The organism is Citrobacter enshiensis, assembly GCF_029338175.1.
GTDB lineage: Bacteria > Pseudomonadota > Gammaproteobacteria > Enterobacterales > Enterobacteriaceae > Citrobacter_D > Citrobacter_D enshiensis.
The window spans coordinates 1,001,203-1,018,818 of sequence record NZ_CP119862.1 but is presented as its reverse complement, the minus strand read 5'-3'; the positions used below and the strand labels follow the sequence as shown (position 1 = coordinate 1,018,818).

17 protein-coding genes are annotated in these 17,616 nt (G+C 54.5%); 1 reads left to right on the top strand and 16 read right to left on the bottom strand.

Features of this window, described 5'->3' with window-relative positions:
• The 9 genes from tssE to P2W74_RS04855 all read right to left on the bottom strand — a co-directional run bounded on the left by tssE (position 1) and on the right by P2W74_RS04855 (position 7,432).
• Positions 1-564 carry a type VI secretion system baseplate subunit TssE gene (tssE, locus tag P2W74_RS04895; protein WP_276294136.1) on the bottom strand — a complete coding sequence of 188 codons (564 nt, stop codon included), beginning with the start codon at positions 562-564 and terminating at the stop codon, positions 1-3.
• Positions 557-1,369, bottom strand: a complete 813-nt coding sequence (locus P2W74_RS04890) for a type VI secretion system accessory protein TagJ (RefSeq protein ID WP_276294135.1) — start codon at positions 1,367-1,369, stop codon at positions 557-559. Before P2W74_RS04890 ends, tssE begins: the two co-directional genes overlap by 8 nt.
• A gap of 9 nt (positions 1,370-1,378) precedes the next feature.
• Complete coding sequence (locus P2W74_RS04885; RefSeq protein WP_276294134.1) at positions 1,379-2,353, bottom strand: hypothetical protein; 975 nt, start codon at positions 2,351-2,353, stop codon at positions 1,379-1,381.
• Between the two features lie 16 nt (positions 2,354-2,369).
• Positions 2,370-3,167 carry a PP2C family protein-serine/threonine phosphatase gene (locus P2W74_RS04880; protein WP_203360217.1) on the bottom strand — a complete coding sequence of 266 codons (798 nt, stop codon included), beginning with the start codon at positions 3,165-3,167 and terminating at the stop codon, positions 2,370-2,372.
• Positions 3,164-4,912, bottom strand: a complete 1,749-nt coding sequence (gene tagH / locus P2W74_RS04875) for a type VI secretion system-associated FHA domain protein TagH (protein WP_276294133.1) — start codon at positions 4,910-4,912, stop codon at positions 3,164-3,166. Before tagH ends, P2W74_RS04880 begins: the two co-directional genes overlap by 4 nt.
• Before the next feature lie 89 nt (positions 4,913-5,001).
• Positions 5,002-5,424, bottom strand: a complete 423-nt coding sequence (locus P2W74_RS04870; protein WP_276294132.1) for a hypothetical protein — start codon at positions 5,422-5,424, stop codon at positions 5,002-5,004.
• 4 nt (positions 5,425-5,428) lie between these two features.
• Positions 5,429-5,821: a hypothetical protein gene (locus P2W74_RS04865; RefSeq protein WP_276294131.1), complete on the bottom strand. Its 393-nt coding sequence runs from the start codon at positions 5,819-5,821 to the stop codon at positions 5,429-5,431.
• Between the two features lie 103 nt (positions 5,822-5,924).
• Positions 5,925-6,323, bottom strand: coding sequence for a hypothetical protein (locus P2W74_RS04860; RefSeq protein WP_276294130.1), 399 nt, complete (start codon positions 6,321-6,323; stop codon positions 5,925-5,927).
• 626 nt (positions 6,324-6,949) lie between these two features.
• Entirely contained in the window at positions 6,950-7,432 is a 483-nt protein-coding gene (locus P2W74_RS04855) for an Hcp family type VI secretion system effector (protein ID WP_203360212.1), read from the bottom strand.
• Positions 7,433-7,702: 270 nt separating this feature from the next.
• On the opposite strand from P2W74_RS04855, the gene P2W74_RS04850 reads away from it, so the two are divergent.
• Positions 7,703-7,918 (top strand): hypothetical protein, encoded by a 216-nt coding sequence (locus P2W74_RS04850; protein WP_276294129.1) that lies wholly within the window; start codon positions 7,703-7,705, stop codon positions 7,916-7,918.
• Between the two features lie 193 nt (positions 7,919-8,111).
• On the opposite strand, the gene P2W74_RS04845 is transcribed toward P2W74_RS04850, so the two are convergent.
• From P2W74_RS04845 to P2W74_RS04815, 7 genes are all read right to left on the bottom strand, one after another.
• Positions 8,112-8,777 (bottom strand): hypothetical protein, encoded by a 666-nt coding sequence (locus P2W74_RS04845; RefSeq protein ID WP_276294128.1) that lies wholly within the window; start codon positions 8,775-8,777, stop codon positions 8,112-8,114.
• Between the two features lie 99 nt (positions 8,778-8,876).
• The gene (tssC, locus tag P2W74_RS04840; protein WP_203360209.1) at positions 8,877-10,376 is read right to left on the bottom strand and encodes a type VI secretion system contractile sheath large subunit; all 1,500 of its coding nucleotides are present in this window, start codon (positions 10,374-10,376) and stop codon (positions 8,877-8,879) included.
• Positions 10,377-10,379: 3 nt separating this feature from the next.
• A complete protein-coding gene (gene tssB / locus P2W74_RS04835; protein ID WP_276294127.1) occupies positions 10,380-10,904 on the bottom strand; it encodes a type VI secretion system contractile sheath small subunit in 525 nt (174 codons plus the stop codon).
• Between the two features lie 75 nt (positions 10,905-10,979).
• Complete coding sequence (gene tssA, locus P2W74_RS04830; RefSeq protein ID WP_276294126.1) at positions 10,980-11,996, bottom strand: type VI secretion system protein TssA; 1,017 nt, start codon at positions 11,994-11,996, stop codon at positions 10,980-10,982.
• A gap of 11 nt (positions 11,997-12,007) precedes the next feature.
• On the bottom strand, positions 12,008-12,724 hold the full coding sequence (tagF, locus tag P2W74_RS04825) for a type VI secretion system-associated protein TagF (RefSeq protein WP_276294125.1): 717 nt from the start codon (positions 12,722-12,724) through the stop codon (positions 12,008-12,010).
• Positions 12,725-12,740: 16 nt separating this feature from the next.
• Positions 12,741-16,361: a type VI secretion system membrane subunit TssM gene (gene tssM / locus P2W74_RS04820; protein ID WP_276294124.1), complete on the bottom strand. Its 3,621-nt coding sequence runs from the start codon at positions 16,359-16,361 to the stop codon at positions 12,741-12,743.
• 2 nt (positions 16,362-16,363) lie between these two features.
• Positions 16,364-17,602: a DotU family type VI secretion system protein gene (locus P2W74_RS04815; RefSeq protein ID WP_276294123.1), complete on the bottom strand. Its 1,239-nt coding sequence runs from the start codon at positions 17,600-17,602 to the stop codon at positions 16,364-16,366.
• Positions 17,603-17,616 lie beyond the last annotated feature (14 nt).

Here is a 17,616-nt window from a genome sequence, read left to right as displayed (position 1 = left end):
TTACCCCGCGTCTTTAAGTTCAAAATGGCCGTTTTCCAGATCGACATCTGTGCGAAACAGAAACTCCAGCGGATACGGCACACACCACAATCGCCCTTTTATCTCGATCGATAAAACGTTATGCAGATCCAGCGAGGAGGTGTCAGAGACGCAGCGCACCTGTAGCCCCTGGGGCAAAATACGCGGCTCGAAATGAATGATGGCTTCGGTGAGCTTGCGTTGGATATCGTGCCATTCAATATCCGACATCCGCTTGCCCGCCAGCGGGGCGACGCCAAAGTTCACGACGGAACGACTCACCTGCGGCAACGCGCTCAGGTTGTATGACGAGTCGTGATTGATGGTGTTAAACAGCCACTGCAAATCCCGCAGCACATGGCGACGCAGCGCGGCATGGGTAATCAGGTTGCTGTTGGCCGACTCGCGTTTTTGTTCCGGCGCGTTATCCGTCAGGCGGTCCAACAGCGAGGGCTGCATTTTGTCGCGCGCGCCGACGTTTTCCTGCCCGCTACGGGCACGCCAGCCGCTACGCAGCAGGTAGCCTTCACCGGCGGGATTACTCATTTGCCGCGTCCGGGGCAAACGTGACGAGGCTCAGCGAAAGCAGCGGATTTTCGCTTTGCTCGCTCAGCCAGGCTTTCTGCCCCTGCCCCAGATAAAGCAGGCCGTCGTTATCCAACGGTCGCCATTCGGTGGTGCGTGCCAGCTTGACGACGTCTGCCGCCTCATTGGCAAAAGGATAACGCGCAGGTATCTGACAGACCTGTTCGCTGCCGTCGGTCAGACATACCCGCGCGTGGCGCCAGACCAGATCCGTGACGCTGGCGGGCGCCTGAAATTGGATCTTCGCAATGGCGCTAAATGGTAGCCAGAAATAGCGGCCGTTGACGATTGTTTCGCACACGGGGCCCAGCCGGGCATCGCCGTCCATCAGCCATTCGAAATCCTGTGTCTCTTCATTGTCGAACGCAAGCTGACCCGCGCTCGCCTGTGCCTGTTCCAGCGCCGTCAGACGTAGCGTCCGGGCGTGCTCACCGCTTTCCGTGAGTGCGGCGGCGAGCGTGGTCAGCCACGGCCACTGTGCGTGTGGCATCGCGGGAGCGGCCAGGCCTGCCAGTACCTGCGCACGCTGCTGTTCGCCCTGAATGGACTGTTCAAGCAGCGTCACGGTGGGTTTCGCCTGAGGCTTCAGCGCCAGCCAGCTCTTAAGCTGGGTCAATGCGCGCGCCCAGTTTCCGCTTAGCGTTAAAAACTGCACGAAAGCGGCTCGCAGGTCGGCGTCTGCGGGCCGGGCTTTGATCTGTGATTCAAGGCGTAGCAGTGCGTCGTTCAGCGACTCGCCCGCCAGATGTCGATAAAGCGTATTCATAGCCGCTCCTTAATTCGCCGCGCGCCAGGCGCCAATAGCGGGATCGCGCAGTTGAGGGCGCAGCGTGTCGATCAGGACAATATTGAGAGAAGTCCCTGGGGCAAGCCACGGACTCCAGGTCTGCCTGACCGCGTTAATCCGCGCCTGTAACTTCGCATCGTCACTGGCCATCTCGCGGGAAATTTCTACCGCCACCGTGCCGTCTATCTTCCAGCCGCCCAGCGCCGGGTCGTAAGGCAGAAGCATCCAGCTCTGGTTGCTGTTTTGGGTGCTGAACACCATGCGTTCTTTATTGACGGAGGTGATCAGCGCTTTTTCCGGATCGACCTTCTCACTCAATCCCATCACCGGGAAACCGTGGATCCAGGTAACGGGCATCTCTTTTTTAGCCCCGTTACGGGTCTGAGAGATGACCGTATGGCCGCTCAGCCAGCTGCCGTTTTCACAACGGGTGGTGTCGGAGTCCGGAATAAACAACGCTGGCGCAGAGGTACCGCCCTGCCAGAAAGTACGCAGATGACAGCCATCCTGCAGCGTAAATTCCTGCCACGGCGTGCGGTCTGCGGCAACCGAGTTCGATTCCGGGTTTAGCTCAGGTGGCACGAGTTCGACGCGGGCGGTGGCCGTCTTCTCTTGTTTGACCACCAATGCCCAGTCCTGCGCCTTGTTTGCCGTGCCCCGCGCCAGCGTGACGCCTGCGGGATCGTTCAGTTTCCACGTCAGCTTATCCAGCTTGCCGCACTGGTTTTTCAGCAACGCGCCAAGACGAGGGACAAAATTTTCGAGGATAGTGACCTCTTTATTGCCGTTCGCCACAATGCGCAACGCCACCTCTGACTTACACCAGCTCTGCGGCGTTTTGTCTTTAATGTCGTCGATCCAGATATCCAGCTTTTGCGCAGGCGACTGTACGATGCGGTAGTTTTCAGCCTGCGCGGTGGTTGCCACCACCAGAAGCGCCAAACCCGATAGCCAAATTTTCATATCAATCCTTGTATGTCTAATCAGTTCCGCAGGGAAGAAATTGAGTTGCGTCAGAGAGCGTATGCAGCAAGGTGGTGTCCTGAGGACTTCCCATCCACACCGCAATCGCGGTGTAGTTATCCTGTGCATTGCCCTCCTGTTCGCCGTTCTTTTGAATAATTTGCTGCATTAATGTCAGCCACTCCTGCGGCGTATTAACCATGTGCAGCGACTGCTGCATTTGTTCTTCGCTGACGCCATGCCAGAAGCCATCGGTGCAGAGCAAAAAGGCATCGCCGTCTTCAACCGGCACCACGTCGCTGTAGCTGGCTTCCGGGCCGCCGTTCTCAATACCCAGCGCCAGATAAAGCAGATTACTGTTCAGGTTTTCCGTCTGATGACCGGCGTCTTTCATCTGCTGAATCAGGCTATGATCGGTCGTCACCTGCCACAGCCAGCCACGGCGAAACAGGTACAGGCGGCTGTCCCCGGCGTGCGCCCAGTAAGCCAGACGATAATCTCTGTCGATAAACAGGCTAACCAGCGTCGTGCCCATCCGGTGGTAATCCTGCACGGCCTGCTGTTCACTGAGAATGGTGCGGTTCGCCGTCTGTACGTAGTCACGGATATGCTGGGCGTTAAGATGTTTGTCACCATCAAAGCGGGAGATAATGCTGTTACGGGCAAGCTCAGCGGCCATCTCGCCGCCGGGCAGTCCGGCGATGCCGTCACAGACGACAAAGCAGGCTGAACGTTCCCCAATGGTTTCTCCCGTCTGATCCTGGTTGCTGGCGCGCGTTCCCTGGCGGGAGAGAGAAGCCGTTGCGATCTTCATTTTTCTTCCGATCCACTCTGTGAGTCTTTGTACTGATTCACCTCCATGTCGTAAGCATGAAGGAAGGCTTCACCAAACAGGGTGTGGAAGTCATCTTCAATTTCACCGGCCGTCTCACCATAACTGCGGACAAAATAGTCCCACAGCGCGGCTTTGCGGCTACCCGGCAGCGCCAGGCGGGAGCTCACGCCGTTCTGTTTTGCCTGCTCTTCAAGCTGCTCCGGGTTAAAGGATTGCAGCATGGCGGCAATAATGGCGCGTATACCGGAGATCATCCCCAGTTGATGCGCCTGCAAATCGATGAGCGCGTCACGCACCGATTTTGTCGGCGGCATAAAGCCCGGCATCGGGGTGCCGAACATCTGGATCAGCACCGTTTTACCGGAAGGCAGCAGTTTGAAGGGGTTGTTCGCATCATCGAGCACCATCGTCATATCCGCTTTCACGCCGCGCTTCAGAATGGAACGCGATGAAAGCAGCGCTACCGTCCCCTGCGAGAACATGCCCAGGATTTGGCCAAGCTGGCGCATATTTTCACGGTCGAACTGCGGCACCGGCTGCATTTCGCTCAGCCCCATACCTTCAAGCAACGCGTCCAGTAATTCGCCCTGCAGGACGTCGCCCTTCTCGGTGTTATGGGCGATGGGCGACGGTGACGCGGCGTTTTTTACCGGGTCGATACGCAGACGTCCTTTTGGCGGCTGGGCGTTGCTGCGCGCGACGGCCTGTGGCGTCGGCATTGTGAACCCGGCGTAATCCTGACACCCTAACGCCGCCTCTTCAGCGCGCGGTTCCTCCTGCACCTCTGGCGCAAACAGCGGTGATTCCGCAAGCGCGTCCTCTTCCTGCGCCATGACGGGCTGCTCAGCAATAATTTCGTCAGGGTACGTTAACGGCGCGCCGCTCATTAGCCCGAGCGGATCGTCATTGCGCGCGGCGGGGGCGCTGGCTGAACCGCCAAAAAGCGCCAGCGGATCGAGTTCATCCAACGTCTCTTCTTTTGACAATGTTGGTTTGTTGTCTTCCGGCGCCACCAGCGTGGTTGGCGTGACGTCGTTAAAGATGCTCTCCGTTTTAAACAACGCTTCATCGCTAAACAGCGCATCAGTATTGACGTTTTTGCGCTCAAGCTGTGGATTGCTGTCACTGAACAGCGCCAGCGGATCGTCGGTATTGCGCTCCGGCTCGCTGGGCTGTGAGAATGGATCGTGAGACGCGGCAGGCTGCGGTTTCGCGCGGCCACTGGAGATGCTGTCGGAGATGGAAAACTCCTGCATCAGGCTGTCCCAGATTTCCGTCGGTACCGCGGTGGGTACGGCCTCGACGCGTTGCGACGCACTGACAGGTTTCGGTTCTGCCGCAGGCACAGGCGTCACCACTGGACGTGAAGCGATACTCGCGGCCATCCGACTAATCGGCTGGGTATCCTGAATAAGATCGGCCACTTCGATACGATAATCATCAATATCGAGAATATCGCCATCCTGAAGTTCAACCTGACGGCCCCGCTCCAGCGGAATATCGTTCAGCACCACGCGGGTAACGCTGCCGCGATTGGTCATGCGGCATTCGCCCTGCGCATCCACATGGACGATGGCCTGCAGACGCGAGATGGTGCGGTCATTGTCCGGCAGTACCAGATTGTTATCCGTACCGCGACCAATGGTGCCCCCCGGGGCGTAAAAATCACAGCGGCTCTGCGGCGGCTGATGACCGGGTTTTGTCGAAATAATCGTGAATCGCATGGCGTATTCCTGCTGGTATGATTAGCGCTCAAACGCTGCCGCTCTCAGGGTGAGAACGGCGGCGTTTGGGGGTTAATAGCTGATTTAAGCTATTTGACTATATTTAGAAAAATAATGCCGGTAAGGAGCCATAATGTAAAAAGTAAGGCCTGAGCTTTATAGCGTCGATGCAGTTTCAATATCCAGCTGATTCTCTCTTCCGGTAAAGACTGAACGAATTGATAGGCTTCAACCTGTACATTTCTGTCTTTGGAAAACTTCATCTTCACGCCTTTGCGAAGACGAACAAACCAAATTATTTTTTGATAATTCGCCAACGAACCAAAAAATGATTCATAATTTGTCATCAGATCGAGATCGTAGCCTCTTTGCCGATATTCTGAAAGAAGTAATTTATAATCATTTTCGTGCTTTCTAAAATAACAAGAACTGTAGAAGTCCATGATAACAAGAGCGGCAAACAAAATCACAAGAGCCAATAACGTTACATTTGTTAAGCTTAAGCATGGCATGCCTTTATTTTCCTGTGGCAACCATTAAAAGCAATAGCAGCATTAAAAATGCTACAAAAATTGTCATTTTGTAAAACGTTTTTATCCATGAAAAATTGTAAGTCGATGCTATTAACTGACTTACCTCCGGAGAAAGAATTATTTTACCATTTGTTGTGGTGGCTTTGCCGGACAGAATCTTTTTCATTAATAACACTCGATGCGCAAAGCCGGGCAGGCCAAGTTGCTCATAAAATAGATAATCATTTACATCTAAGCATTGCTTATCACTCAAAAAATGAAATGATTTTGATAGCTCTGCAGAATATTTACGATAAAAATAAAAGTAAAAAAACAAAGAAATAAGCAATCCCAAAAAAACAAAAAAGAGCGCTATGAGGCGGATCATCTCATACATTTATTAGTCTCCAGAAAACCAATCCCTGATCCTTTCTCCTGTTCGCCCCGCTTTTATTTCACAGGATGATTTTAAGCATACTTTGGTGAAATAAATAGCAAACTCAAATATCATGTAAGAAAGACAGCGTTAATAATACAGCAAAAACAATCAACGCAATTTTATTTTTCATGATATAAGTATTAATCCATGTCAAATCAAAATCACACAGCGCATTCTTAACCGGGACTGGTTCAAGCCAACGAGACTGGGTTAACTTAACGCGTTTTCCGTTCAACAGCCTTGATATTATCGTCACTCGAAAACCAAATCCCCAAAACCCTAACCCTTCCCAAATATTATAATCATCACTCCGAATGAGTTGCTGCTGCTTTAATAATTCATAGACTTTAGCTATCTGAGGGGAGCGTTTTCTGTAATCAGCATAAAACGTCACCACAATAGTAATAAAAATAATGAACAGTAAAATGACGGAAATTGAGTAAACATTTTCAAAGCTCACATGAATCTCCGCGGTAAATTAAATGATGACGCTGATCACCAACCAATCCTACTAACTGAGTTCCTTCAACAGTTGCGCTGAGAACAACAACGCCGGCATTTGGAATGCTCTCTACTTATTCGTTCTGTCTAATCCGTAGTTGACCACCGGTATCCTTATATAATTCAAACCGTGCGGCATATCGGAAGGCTCCATTCTTGTCTGCAGCTCTTAGTGCAACATCGAATTCTCCGGCCTGCCAGGTGATCCCACTCCATTGATGACAAACTCCGGGTTTTAACAAAACTATGGGGGTGTTAAAACCAGACAACGAGATCCTTTTCCACTGCTCGCCTTCTTGCTTCATCACCGTTGGCGCATAAGCGGTGATCGGATATGTAAGCCCAGAATCCTGAGGAAAACGAAAGCACGGTGCGTTATTTTCTAATGAGACCGTCAGACGTTGTACTGCGCAGGATGCGATATGCAGGCGCTACATAGACACGTTATCGCTATTGTACTTAGCGCTCTCTTCATAACCCAATCCGCCTGTGTACAAAATCCTGGCAACGAGGACTTACACAAACTTTTAATCGTTATTTTTACGATAATGACCGGGGAGTAATCCCCGGCCACGTATACGCAAATTATGCTTCTTTGTTCTCTTTGATATTCCAGCCAGCGCTGCTTTCAGCACCTTTACCACCCGCAGTGGTCTGCTCCCAGTACTGCTGTTTCACTTTCGCAGCCTGGAATGCATAGGTCACGCCAACGGTATCGCCGTTGTCTGCGCCGGTGTACTGAACCGCAGTCACCAGCACATCTTCCAGCGTGATACGGGTGTATTCAACCTGCTGGCCGCCCGCTTTACAGACAGACAGTTCAACTTTGCTCAGGTGCTTACCGCTCGCGCAGTGTTTCAAAACGGCGGTGGTAGATTTGTCGATAAGTGCATTGACGTGCAGATCGTTAAAATTAACTTTACCTGCACCACCACCGCCGCCGACACTCATATTTCCCGGCTGGGACGCGCCCCAGGAGAAGGAGGTAATATCAGTCCAGCCAGTGTGGTTAGAATCTTTAGATTCGCCCGTAACACCCTCGACCTTCAGAAACATATCAATAGCCATAATATCTACTCTTCGTGGATTAACATTATTGCTTTCGAAAAAGCACTTATATGGCAAACAGGAAAGCATGGGGCTGAATAAAACCGTCCATATTTTACCTCTGCCTCTAATCTGACGAAATCACATTCGCTCAGAATATCCAGAGTGGCAGCGATTGCAACCACCCTAAATGATACTCAGCCATTCATGACGGTGACTAAGTGCTAGACAACCAACCTTTGTATCATCTAGAATAATTTCAATTAATTTTGAACAAGAAAGGATTAGTGAATGAAAAAGATTGCCTCATTAATATTAACAGTCGTGTTTTTCATTATTGGGATTTTCACTATTGTCGATATTTTCCAGTCAGCATGGTATGTCATTACACTTGAGACATTTACTGCAATGTCTGCTGGCCTTCTTTTTGGAAAAATCGTTTTTCTAATCCTAATCCTTTTTGGCCTTCGTTTCTCACTGAAATGCTGGCGCACGTCAAAGCCTTGACTTCATTTTTTCAGCAAAATAATAAATAGCGATAGATACTGCTATCACAGAGATTAACAGAAGTGCATTTATCGCTATTTTTAGAATACTTACACCCCAGTTAAACACAAAAACATAATAGCCTAACGACGTAAAAAAAAGCATAAACGAAACAAGCAAAAGAAAATAGACAAAAATATATCTAACTAATTTTTCAAACACGAGAAACTCCTGTTAAAAATCGGCTAAATATCTCTTTATCTATAGCGCCATGGCTTTGTTGGAAATTTATCGCCTCAATAAAAGGTTTAACGTTATCCTCAACCAAGAAATATAACAAATCCAAATCACCTGCACCGCGCAATTCATTATAAACATCCTTGTTTAATTTTAGCAGATCATAGGATGTATACACTGAGCGTGAAATCGAAGCACCAACACTCAGTACCCCTGTAATACCTGCAGAGACAAGAAATCGCGGGACAATTTTAGAGACAAACAACGTAATTAACTCGTTGACGAAAATCATTTTAAAGGCAACCCCCCCCACTTGCGACCCACCTACTTTAAGGAGGAGTTCTCTGGATTGTTCTTCAGACAATCCAGACAAATAACGTTTTATCACCGTGTTTATTAAGTGGCGCACGTCTTCTGAGGTCAACCCTTTTTTGATAAGCGTCAGGAGTCTGATTTTATCGGTTTCATTTCGCCATCGATTATCTGAATCCAGAAAATCTTTAGTTAACATCCACAGATCTTCTGGAATTGACATAAAACCGCTAACCGCGCCGCGGGCAAATATTTCTGGGTTGCTCTGTTTACGCGCATCAAAAATCTTCAACATGCCATCAGCAATTTCTTTTGGTGAACTCGTTCCCAATGTAGAGCCTCCCTGAGGTTAATGAATGTCGATGGTTATATTTCACGAGTTAGGTCAATACTGAATAGATTACCGGCCCCGTAGAGCCGGTAATCTTCATTACGCGTCCTGCGTCTTCAGCGACGGCAGTTTAGAAACCAGACGCAGCGAAACGGTCAGGCCTTCCAGCTGATAATGTGGGCGCAGGAAGAACTTCGCGGCGTAGTAGCCCGGATTATCTTCGATTTCCTGCACCTGCACTTCGGCCGCCGCCAGCGGTTTACGGGACTTGGTTTCCTGGGAGGAGTTGGCCGGGTCGCCGTCCACGTAGTTCATCACCCAGTCATTCAGCCAGCGTTCCATCTCTTCGCGCTCGCGGAAGGAACCGATTTTGTCGCGCACGATACACTTCAGGTAGTGCGCGAAACGGCAGCAGGCGAACAGGTAGGGCAGACGTGACGCCAGACGGGCATTGGCGGTGGCATCCGGATCGTGGTACTCCGCCGGTTTTTGCAGCGACTGCGCGCCGATAAACGCCGCAAAGTCGGAGTTTTTGCGATGAATAAGCGGCATAAAACCGTTTTTCGCCAGCTCAGCTTCACGACGGTCACTGATGGCGATTTCGGTCGGACATTTCATGTCCACGCCGCCATCATCGCTTGGGAAAGTATGGCACGGCAGATTTTCGACTGCTCCGCCGGACTCCACGCCGCGAATCGAGGTGCACCAGCCATACTCTTTGAAGGAGCGGTTGATGTTGGCGGCCATCGCGTAGGCGGCGTTCGCCCAGGAATAATTGTTGTGGTTAGCGCCATCGGTTTGCTCTTCAAAATCAAAGCTGTCGACCGGGTTAGTCCGAATGCCATACGGCAGACGAGACAGAAAACGCGGCATCACCAGCCCCAGATAGCGGGCATCTTCCGATTCACGCAGCGAACGCCAGGCGGCATATTCGGTGTTCTGGAAGATTTTGGTCAGATCGCGCGGGTTGGCCAGCTCCTGCCAGGACTCCATCTGCATCACGCCCGGCGCTGTACCGGTAATGAACGGACAGTGTGCCGCAGAACCGATGCGCGCCATTTCCCCCAGCAGCTCAACATCCTGCGGGCTATGGTCGAAATAGTAGTCACCGACGATGCAGCCAAACGGCTCGCCGCCAAACTGACCGTACTCTTGTTCGTAGATTTTCTTGAAGATCGGGCTCTGGTCCCAGCCCACGCCCTTGTAACGTTTCAGGGTACGACCCAGTTCCTGTTTGGAGATGCTCATAAAGCGGATCTTCAGCATCTCGTCGGTTTCAGTGTTGTTGACCAGATAGCTCAGGCCACGCCACGCGCTTTCCAGTTTCTGAAACTCGTCATGGTGAATAATCTGATTCACCTGCTGCGAAAGCTGCTCATCAATACCGGCAATCAGATTTTGAATGGTGCGGTAGGTGTCGTTTGAGAAGGTGACGGTATTTTCCAGCGCCTGCTGCGCCAGCGTTTTTACCGCGCTCTCCACCGCCGAACGCGCCTGATCGGTTTTGGGGCGAAACTCTTTGTTCAGCAGCGCGCTGAATTCGTCCTGGCTGAACGCCTGATCTGCCTGCAGCTCTTGTTGTTGAGTCTGGTTGCTCATCGATTATTCCTCGCTACCTTTCGCGCTATCGTCATTTTTCGGCAACTGGCTCAGGGATTTGAGCAGCGTCGGATCCTGCAGAATTTTAGCGATCAGCTCTTCCGCGCCGTTTTTGCCGTCCATATAGGTCAGCAGGTTGGAGAGCTGGGTACGCGCCTCCAGCAGCTTGTTCAACGGTTCAACTTTGCGGGCCACCGCATCCGGCAGGAAGTCATCCATGCTGTCGAAGGTCAGATCGACGTTGAGCTTACCTTCGCCGGTTAGCGTGTTATCCACCTGGAATGCGACGCGCGGCTTCAGCGCTTTCATACGTTCGTCGAAGTTATCGATGTCGATTTCAAGGAATTTACGCTCGTCGACCGCAGGCAGGCTTTCGACCGGTTTGCCCACCAGATCGGCCATTACGCCCATCACAAACGGCAGCTGAATTTTACGTTCTGCACCGTAGATCTCTACGTCGTACTCGATCTGCACGCGGGGGGCACGGTTACGTGCGATGAATTTCTGCCCACTGTTACTCATTGCCATGATGTTCTCCGTCAAAGATGCGCGGTGAAGGTGAAACGGCAGACGTCATGCCTGTCGTCATAATGCCTGGACGCGTCATTCGCGGCGTCCAAAAATGTTTTCCAGTTGGTTAACGCCGTCCGGCGCCAGGTCGCGAATAATGTCCATAAAGTTGAGTTCAGACAGCCGCTGCACCCGTTCAATCATCAACGGTGCGGGGTGACTCGGCTCATACTGCGCAAAATACTGCTTCGCTTTCTCCAGCATCAGCTGCGCGTCGGCGCGACTGGTGACCTGCACGCTGCGCCAGTCCGCGACCTGCGAAACGGGCGGAACTGCGGCGGTCGGCGGCGTTGCGCTTTGTTCAACCGACGCCTCAGCGCCCGGCAACAGCGTGCTGATATCGGTCACCTGACAGGCGCTGGCCACCAGCCCAACGGTTTTCAGCAGTTGTTCCATTTCCGGTACGCCGCTCTCCCCGAGGTGCCCGACCAGCCGATCGCGAATCGCCAGCAGCCGTTCGTTAATCAAGAAAACCGCTTCGGTGCCAGGCTGGCCGCCACGGGCCAGTTCATCAATCAGCCTTGGACGGCCGCCGGGATAATCCGGGCATTCGGTTTTGCTGCCATCGAGCAGCGCCTGAGCATCGCGCAGCGAAATCTCGTCGCCGTTTGAACGCAACAGCGAGGCATTACGCAGCGCGAAAGTGAGATCGGACTTATCGCCCAGCCCCGCGAGGGCGTTAATACGGTAGAACGGATCGGTTTCGCCATACTCTTCCAGCCGTGGATACAGCGGTTCCCAGTAGCGGGAAAGCGCCTGCTCGACCAGCAACAGCCCGTCCGCGTATCCCGATAGCCCCCGACGCCGTGTCCAGGCATGGGTTAACGCCAGCATGACGCGCAGATCTTTGGTGCGCCCCAACAGACGGGTGGCGAGCTTTTCCACCGTATTCCAGTCGGCAGGTTCCGCAGGAATAATGGTGTCGCCGAACTGCTGTTCGGCTTTGCCCTGGCTTGCCTGCCCCATGGCCTGAAAGTCGGCGTCGTACTCAAGATTTTCGCCGCAGGGGTTTTCATGGCTTATCGGCGCGAGAATTTCATCAATATTCATGGAGTCCCTGCTTATTCAAACATCGGCGGATAGAGGCCGTGACGGCCCGGTCGGGCGCCGCCTGCCGGATCGAACAGCAGCGTAAAAAGCTGCCCGGTAAAGTTTCCGCTGTGAACGTGGGTATAAAGCGGGTAGCCATCGCAGCGGTTGGTCCACCAGAAGCTGGCCTGGCGCTGCGGGTCGAAGCACTCTGCCGCCTGCGGCCACCCCAGGGTTACCGGGTCGTCTTCGGCATAACCAATCACGTCCAGAATGTCGGAGCGCATCTGCGGCTCAACGGGCTGTGGCGGTGGAATCATCATCAGCGCCTCCTCCAGTTGCGCGGCGGAGTAACCGTTGCGCACCGCGTGCAGTACCACCCGGCCAAGCTGCTGGTACCAGCTTTCAGCCTGCCCCAGCATGCGCGGCGACCACTCGGCAGGCGTAAAGCTAAGCTGAACGCAGACCGGATACTGTCGCCCCACGCTGTCACGGGCTGGCAGCAGACAGCCCATCTGGATCATCTGGCTACCCAGCATCGGCGGTACGACAAAATTCCATACCGGGGCTTTGGCGAACTGGCGCTCGCCGCTGCGCTGCTCTTCCTGTTGCCAGGCCAGCAGGCCGACCTGAAACCAGTGGGACCACTGGCGTTGTAACGCGTCAGGAAAACGACGCTGCAGAAAGTCGCCTGCGCTGGGTAATTTGCCATACCAGCTGTAGAGGTTCATCGCAGGGGGATTCGTCATACGGCTGTCCTTGCGGTTATGGGCATGAGAAACGGGGAAGCTGGAACGGATTACGAATGCTGTTTGGCGCAAATTCCAGCGTGACCTGATGGCCGTCCACGCTGAAGGTAGCCTGACGGCTCAGGCTGCCCGCGCCGGGGCTGGTGCGCGCTTTATCGAAAAAGCGGTTCAGCGCCCAGGCACCGTTGGTCACCAGCGTAGCCGTACTGCCATTCGCCAGCCCTAACTGCATACGCACCTGATTTGTGCCGCCCGGCCCCGGCCAGTTCATTATCTGCACGGCCTGTGGGCCGTGGCTGTAGCGCAATTGCTGCCCGTCCACGTCCAGCGTCAGGTTCAGAATGGTGTTGTCCATCCGCACAGTGCGCACCGTCACCTTGAAAGAGGGGGTGGTTGCGCCGTTGGCGAAAAACGCGTCCCGGATTGACTGCGCCTGCTGGAACGGGCGCAGCAGCCCTTCACTCCCCGGCAGAGTTTTGCCATCGATGCCCGGCATAAAGCGCCAGTTCGCCTGGGTGGTATCCACCTTGTTAGTCAGATTGTCGCGGAAAAAGGTGTCCATCAGCCCGGTGCCCGGTGCGAACATGCGGGCGAGATCGTCAGGCGTGACCTCTGTGCTGGCACTGCGAACCAGTGGGTAACGACCGGCTATCGCCTGGCGACAGAAACCGCCGACTTCCACGTTAATCCGCTTGCGGACGTTTTCCAGATCTCGACGTTGAGTATCGCTGCTGGCGCCAACCGCCATATTGCTGAACATGGTTTGCAGTCCGCCAGGCAGACGACCCGCGCTGGCCTGCAGACGGCTAATCGCTTCGCCGCCCGGTGCCGGCATGCCGCTGTTAGCGGCGTCCTGGACGGCCGTCAGGTAGCGGTAAAGCTCATCCACCTGCTTGAGAAAATCATCAAAAACGAGCGTTTTACCGCCCTTCTCCAGCGGCTGCGCCAGCTCAATCATCGGCGCATAATGCTCGGTAACCCGCTGTTCAGGGGTTTGCGTCATGACCGCGCGCTGTGTCGGCGCTGCGTCATTGTTGCTGAACAGCGCTTCCAGCGTGCGGGTGGCCCCGTTGCCCTGCTCCTGGACTTTCCCGGCATCCTCGGGCGCTGGTGCATTGTGCGACAGATCCAGCACCTGGCTCAGATTCTGAACCAGACGGCGCAGCGGCGAGTTAGCGCCGGAGAGCAGGCGCGCCGTATTGATTCGCTGGGAGAGATCGGCGCTGTTGTTGAGCTGAATATCCGCAAGGAAGCGATCCCAGTTCGCGATAAAGTCACGCATGTAGAGCTGGCGTACGGCGTTATCGATCTGCGGTTTGTCTTCCTGCGACGACGTCGCGCCCAGCACCCAGGCATCATCTTCGTGTAGAGCGGTGGTCACGTTGTCTATCTGACCGTTAAAGCTCTTCCAGTAGCCGTCCGGGGTGTAGAGGCCCGGCACGCCTTCACTCACCGGTTTGCCGCTTTTACGTGAAAAGACCAGTTCGCTTTGCGGGCCGCCCAGGTCCGCCAGCGAAACCGGCTGCAGATTTTCATCATGCTCAAGCAGACGTTTCAGACGACCATAGACACGGGTGGAGAGCGGCTGCTGGTTGATCAGCGCCCGCTCGCGCGCCACCAGCGTCTCGTCCTGGGCATACGGCGAAGACTGAATTTGCGGCTCCAGCAGTTGCGTCAGATGCCATTCGAGCTGCTGAAGCTGCGCCTGCGTGACGTTTTGCGGCAGATTGCGTTGTAAATTCAGCATCACCCACGAGTGCAAAAACTTGCCGTCGTAATGCTTCGGCTGATAGAGCATCTGATACGCCTTCAGCGCCTCGTAGCTGTATTCCACATCGCTGCCGTTATCGTTACGCAGCCAGGTGGTGATGTGCATCGCCACGGCAGGCAGCAGCATCTGATCCAGCGCTTTCTGATACAGAGACTGCGAGGCGTCGCTGACGTCATCACCGCGATAAAGCCCCATACGGCGAGTCACCGGAGGATCGTTGACGTCAAATGCGTTGCTTTTTGGTAGTTCCACCAGATCGTTGAGCAGCGGCAGGAGGGCAAACAGATCGCGCTGTGGCTGGTTTTGCAACGCTTTGCTCTGCTGCTCCAGGTGCGGCACTTTTGCATCCACCTCTTCCAGATACGCCTTGTTCCGGTTAAAGCTGATGAGCCACAGCCCGCTAAGGATAACCAACAGAGCGAGGATCGCCGCATAACCAGACCAGGTAACGGCACGATTGCGCAGTTCCCACCAGCGGTTTTCCCCGGCGATACCCGCTTCCTGGAAAATGACGTTTTGCAGCAGGTTTTTGATGAAGAAACTCTGGCCTTTCGCGCCCGGGATCGGCGACGCCTTGCTGACAGAATCCCAGCTATCGCTTTCCTCGCCTTCCGGCAACGAGAGCGCGCGGTTCAGTTCGCCCATCACGCGGTCGAACGGCATCCCCTCCTGAGTCCCGCTGGCGAAGTAGATCCCGCGCGGTGAGAACTCAGTTTCAAAGTTAGAACGGGCGAAGACCGTGCTCAGGTAGTCCGCCAGCAGCGGGCGCAGCGCGGCGAACTCCTGCGGGAAGAGATACGCGTCGGCGCGGGTTTTCGCATCGTGCTCTTTAAGCATGGTTTCCGGCAGACCCGCATCCAGACGCTGTTGCAGAAGCGAGAACTCCCGGGTGAAGTTGCCCATCAGATCAAAGTCGGCGTGTTTGGTCTGCTCCCAGGGGAGCGTAAAGCCCCAGATTTGATCGCGCTGCGCTTTGTCGTAATCAGCAAACCAGGCGCGGAAGCCTTTGAGCAGGTCGGCCTTGGTCACCATCACATAGACCGGGAAGCGAATACCCAGTTGCTCATGCAGTTCAGAAAGACGCTGGCGCAGGTTTACCGCCTGCTGGCGGGAGGCCTCCGCGGACTGGGTCAGCAAGTCGGAAAGACTTATGGTGATAATGACGCCGTTAATCGGCTGACGGCGACGGTATTTACGCAGCAGCGCGATGAACTCCAGCCATTCGCTGGCGTCCTGCACCTGCTCACTCTCTTGTGTGGTGTAGCGCCCGGCGGTGTCCAGCAGCACCGCCTCGTTGGTAAACCACCAGTCACAGTTACGGGTGCCACCGATGCCCCGCAGCGCGGTTTTACCGAAGCGGTCCGCCAGCGGGAATTGCAGCCCGGAATTGGCCAGCGCTGTCGTTTTGCCGGAACCCGGCGCGCCGATAATCACATACCACGGCAACTGATAGAGATATTGCGTACTGAAACGCTGGGTCCACTGCGTGCGGTTACCCGCTTTGCTAAAGTGGGCTTTTTTCAGCATCTGCGCCGCTTCGTCGAAACGTCCTGCGAGGATCTGCTCCTCGCTGTTCAGCCGCTTCTGGGGATCCGCCGCTTCCGGGCTGGTGGTATTCTCATTGAGCTTGTCCATCAACTTGCGGTTTAGCCAGGCGTTATACAAACGCGGCAGGATATGGCTCTGGGCCCAGATCAGGTAGACCACCGCGATGCTGATGATGCGGTTTTGTTCAGATTCGAGCGGCCGGGTATCCACAATGGAGAGCAGCGGGCCAATCATCCAGATCACCGCAGCGAGCGCCGTTACGCCGAGCAGGCTCCACAGCACGCGATTGGTGAGAATGGAAAGAAGAGTTGTCAGCATCCTTAGTTTCCTTGCGGCAATCCGTTCAGCTCAGCCTGGGTATTTTCAGGCGACACCAGCAGAGTAATTTCCACACGGCGGTTACGGGCGCGGTTTTCTGGCGTGTTGTTTGGCGCGACGGGATTGATCTCGCCTCGCCCTTCCGCTTTCACGCGTTCAGGTTGCGAGAGTCTTCCCTGCAATTGTTTTTGTACTGAGCGTGCACGTTCCAGCGAAAGCTCATAGTTGGAGGCGAAGCGCGCGCTGCGAATCGGCAGGTTGTCGCTGTACCCCACCACCAGAATTTTGCCGCTGACGTTATTCATCGCCTGGGCGATGCGGTCGATGACCGGTTCATAGCGGTCACGCACCACCGTGGAGGCGGAAGCGAACAGACCGTCACCTTTCAGAATCACCACGCTGCGATCCGCTTCATCCTTCACCACCAGCAGCCCGGCATCAATTTCAGGTTTCAGGAAACCGCGCAGGTTCAGCACCGCAGGCAAGTGTTGCGCCGGATGTTGAATCGTGGTTTCCGGCAGTTGAGACTGGTAGATCTTCGCCAGCACCGGATTGGTGCTGTCACCGAGGCGCCAGTTGAGAACGATATAGAAGAGGCAGGCGATAAAACCGCCCAGCGCCACGCAGGCCCACAGCGGCACCATCGGCCGCCAGAGTTTGCGCAGCACCGGGCTATCTTCCGGATGCGGAGAGAGCGCAGGCGGATAGCTGCCGCGCACGCCACGGATCATCTGCCACAGCCGCTGCTTGATGGTTTCAAGCTGGGTACGACCGTTATCCAGCACCCGATAACGTCCCTCGAAACCGAGCAGCAGACAGTAGTTGATCATTTCCAGCAACAGGAGGTGTTCACGCGGGTTCTGCGACAGGCGCGCCAACAGCTGGAAGAATTTCTCCCCACCCCAGGTTTCGTTATGAAAGGTCACCAGCAGTCCGCTGCTGGACCAGACGCCGCTGCTGCCCCAGGGGGTGAGCGCGGCGGCTTCGTCCAGCGCCGTGCACAGGCAGTAGCGCGCGCCGACGATCACTTCATACGGCAATCCTGCCTGCTGGCAGCGCACTTCGAAGCGGCGAATTTCGTCGATTAAGCGCTGGCGTAACGCCAACTGATCATCGTGAGAGACCGAATGACGGATTTGCGCAATCGCATTGAGCAGCGGATTGGCGGCCGCCACCAGCGGGTTATTCCCACTCGCTGTGGTAAACGCGGCATCGCTGCCGGGCTCCTGTCGTTCCTGCATAGTAAGCGCTCGCC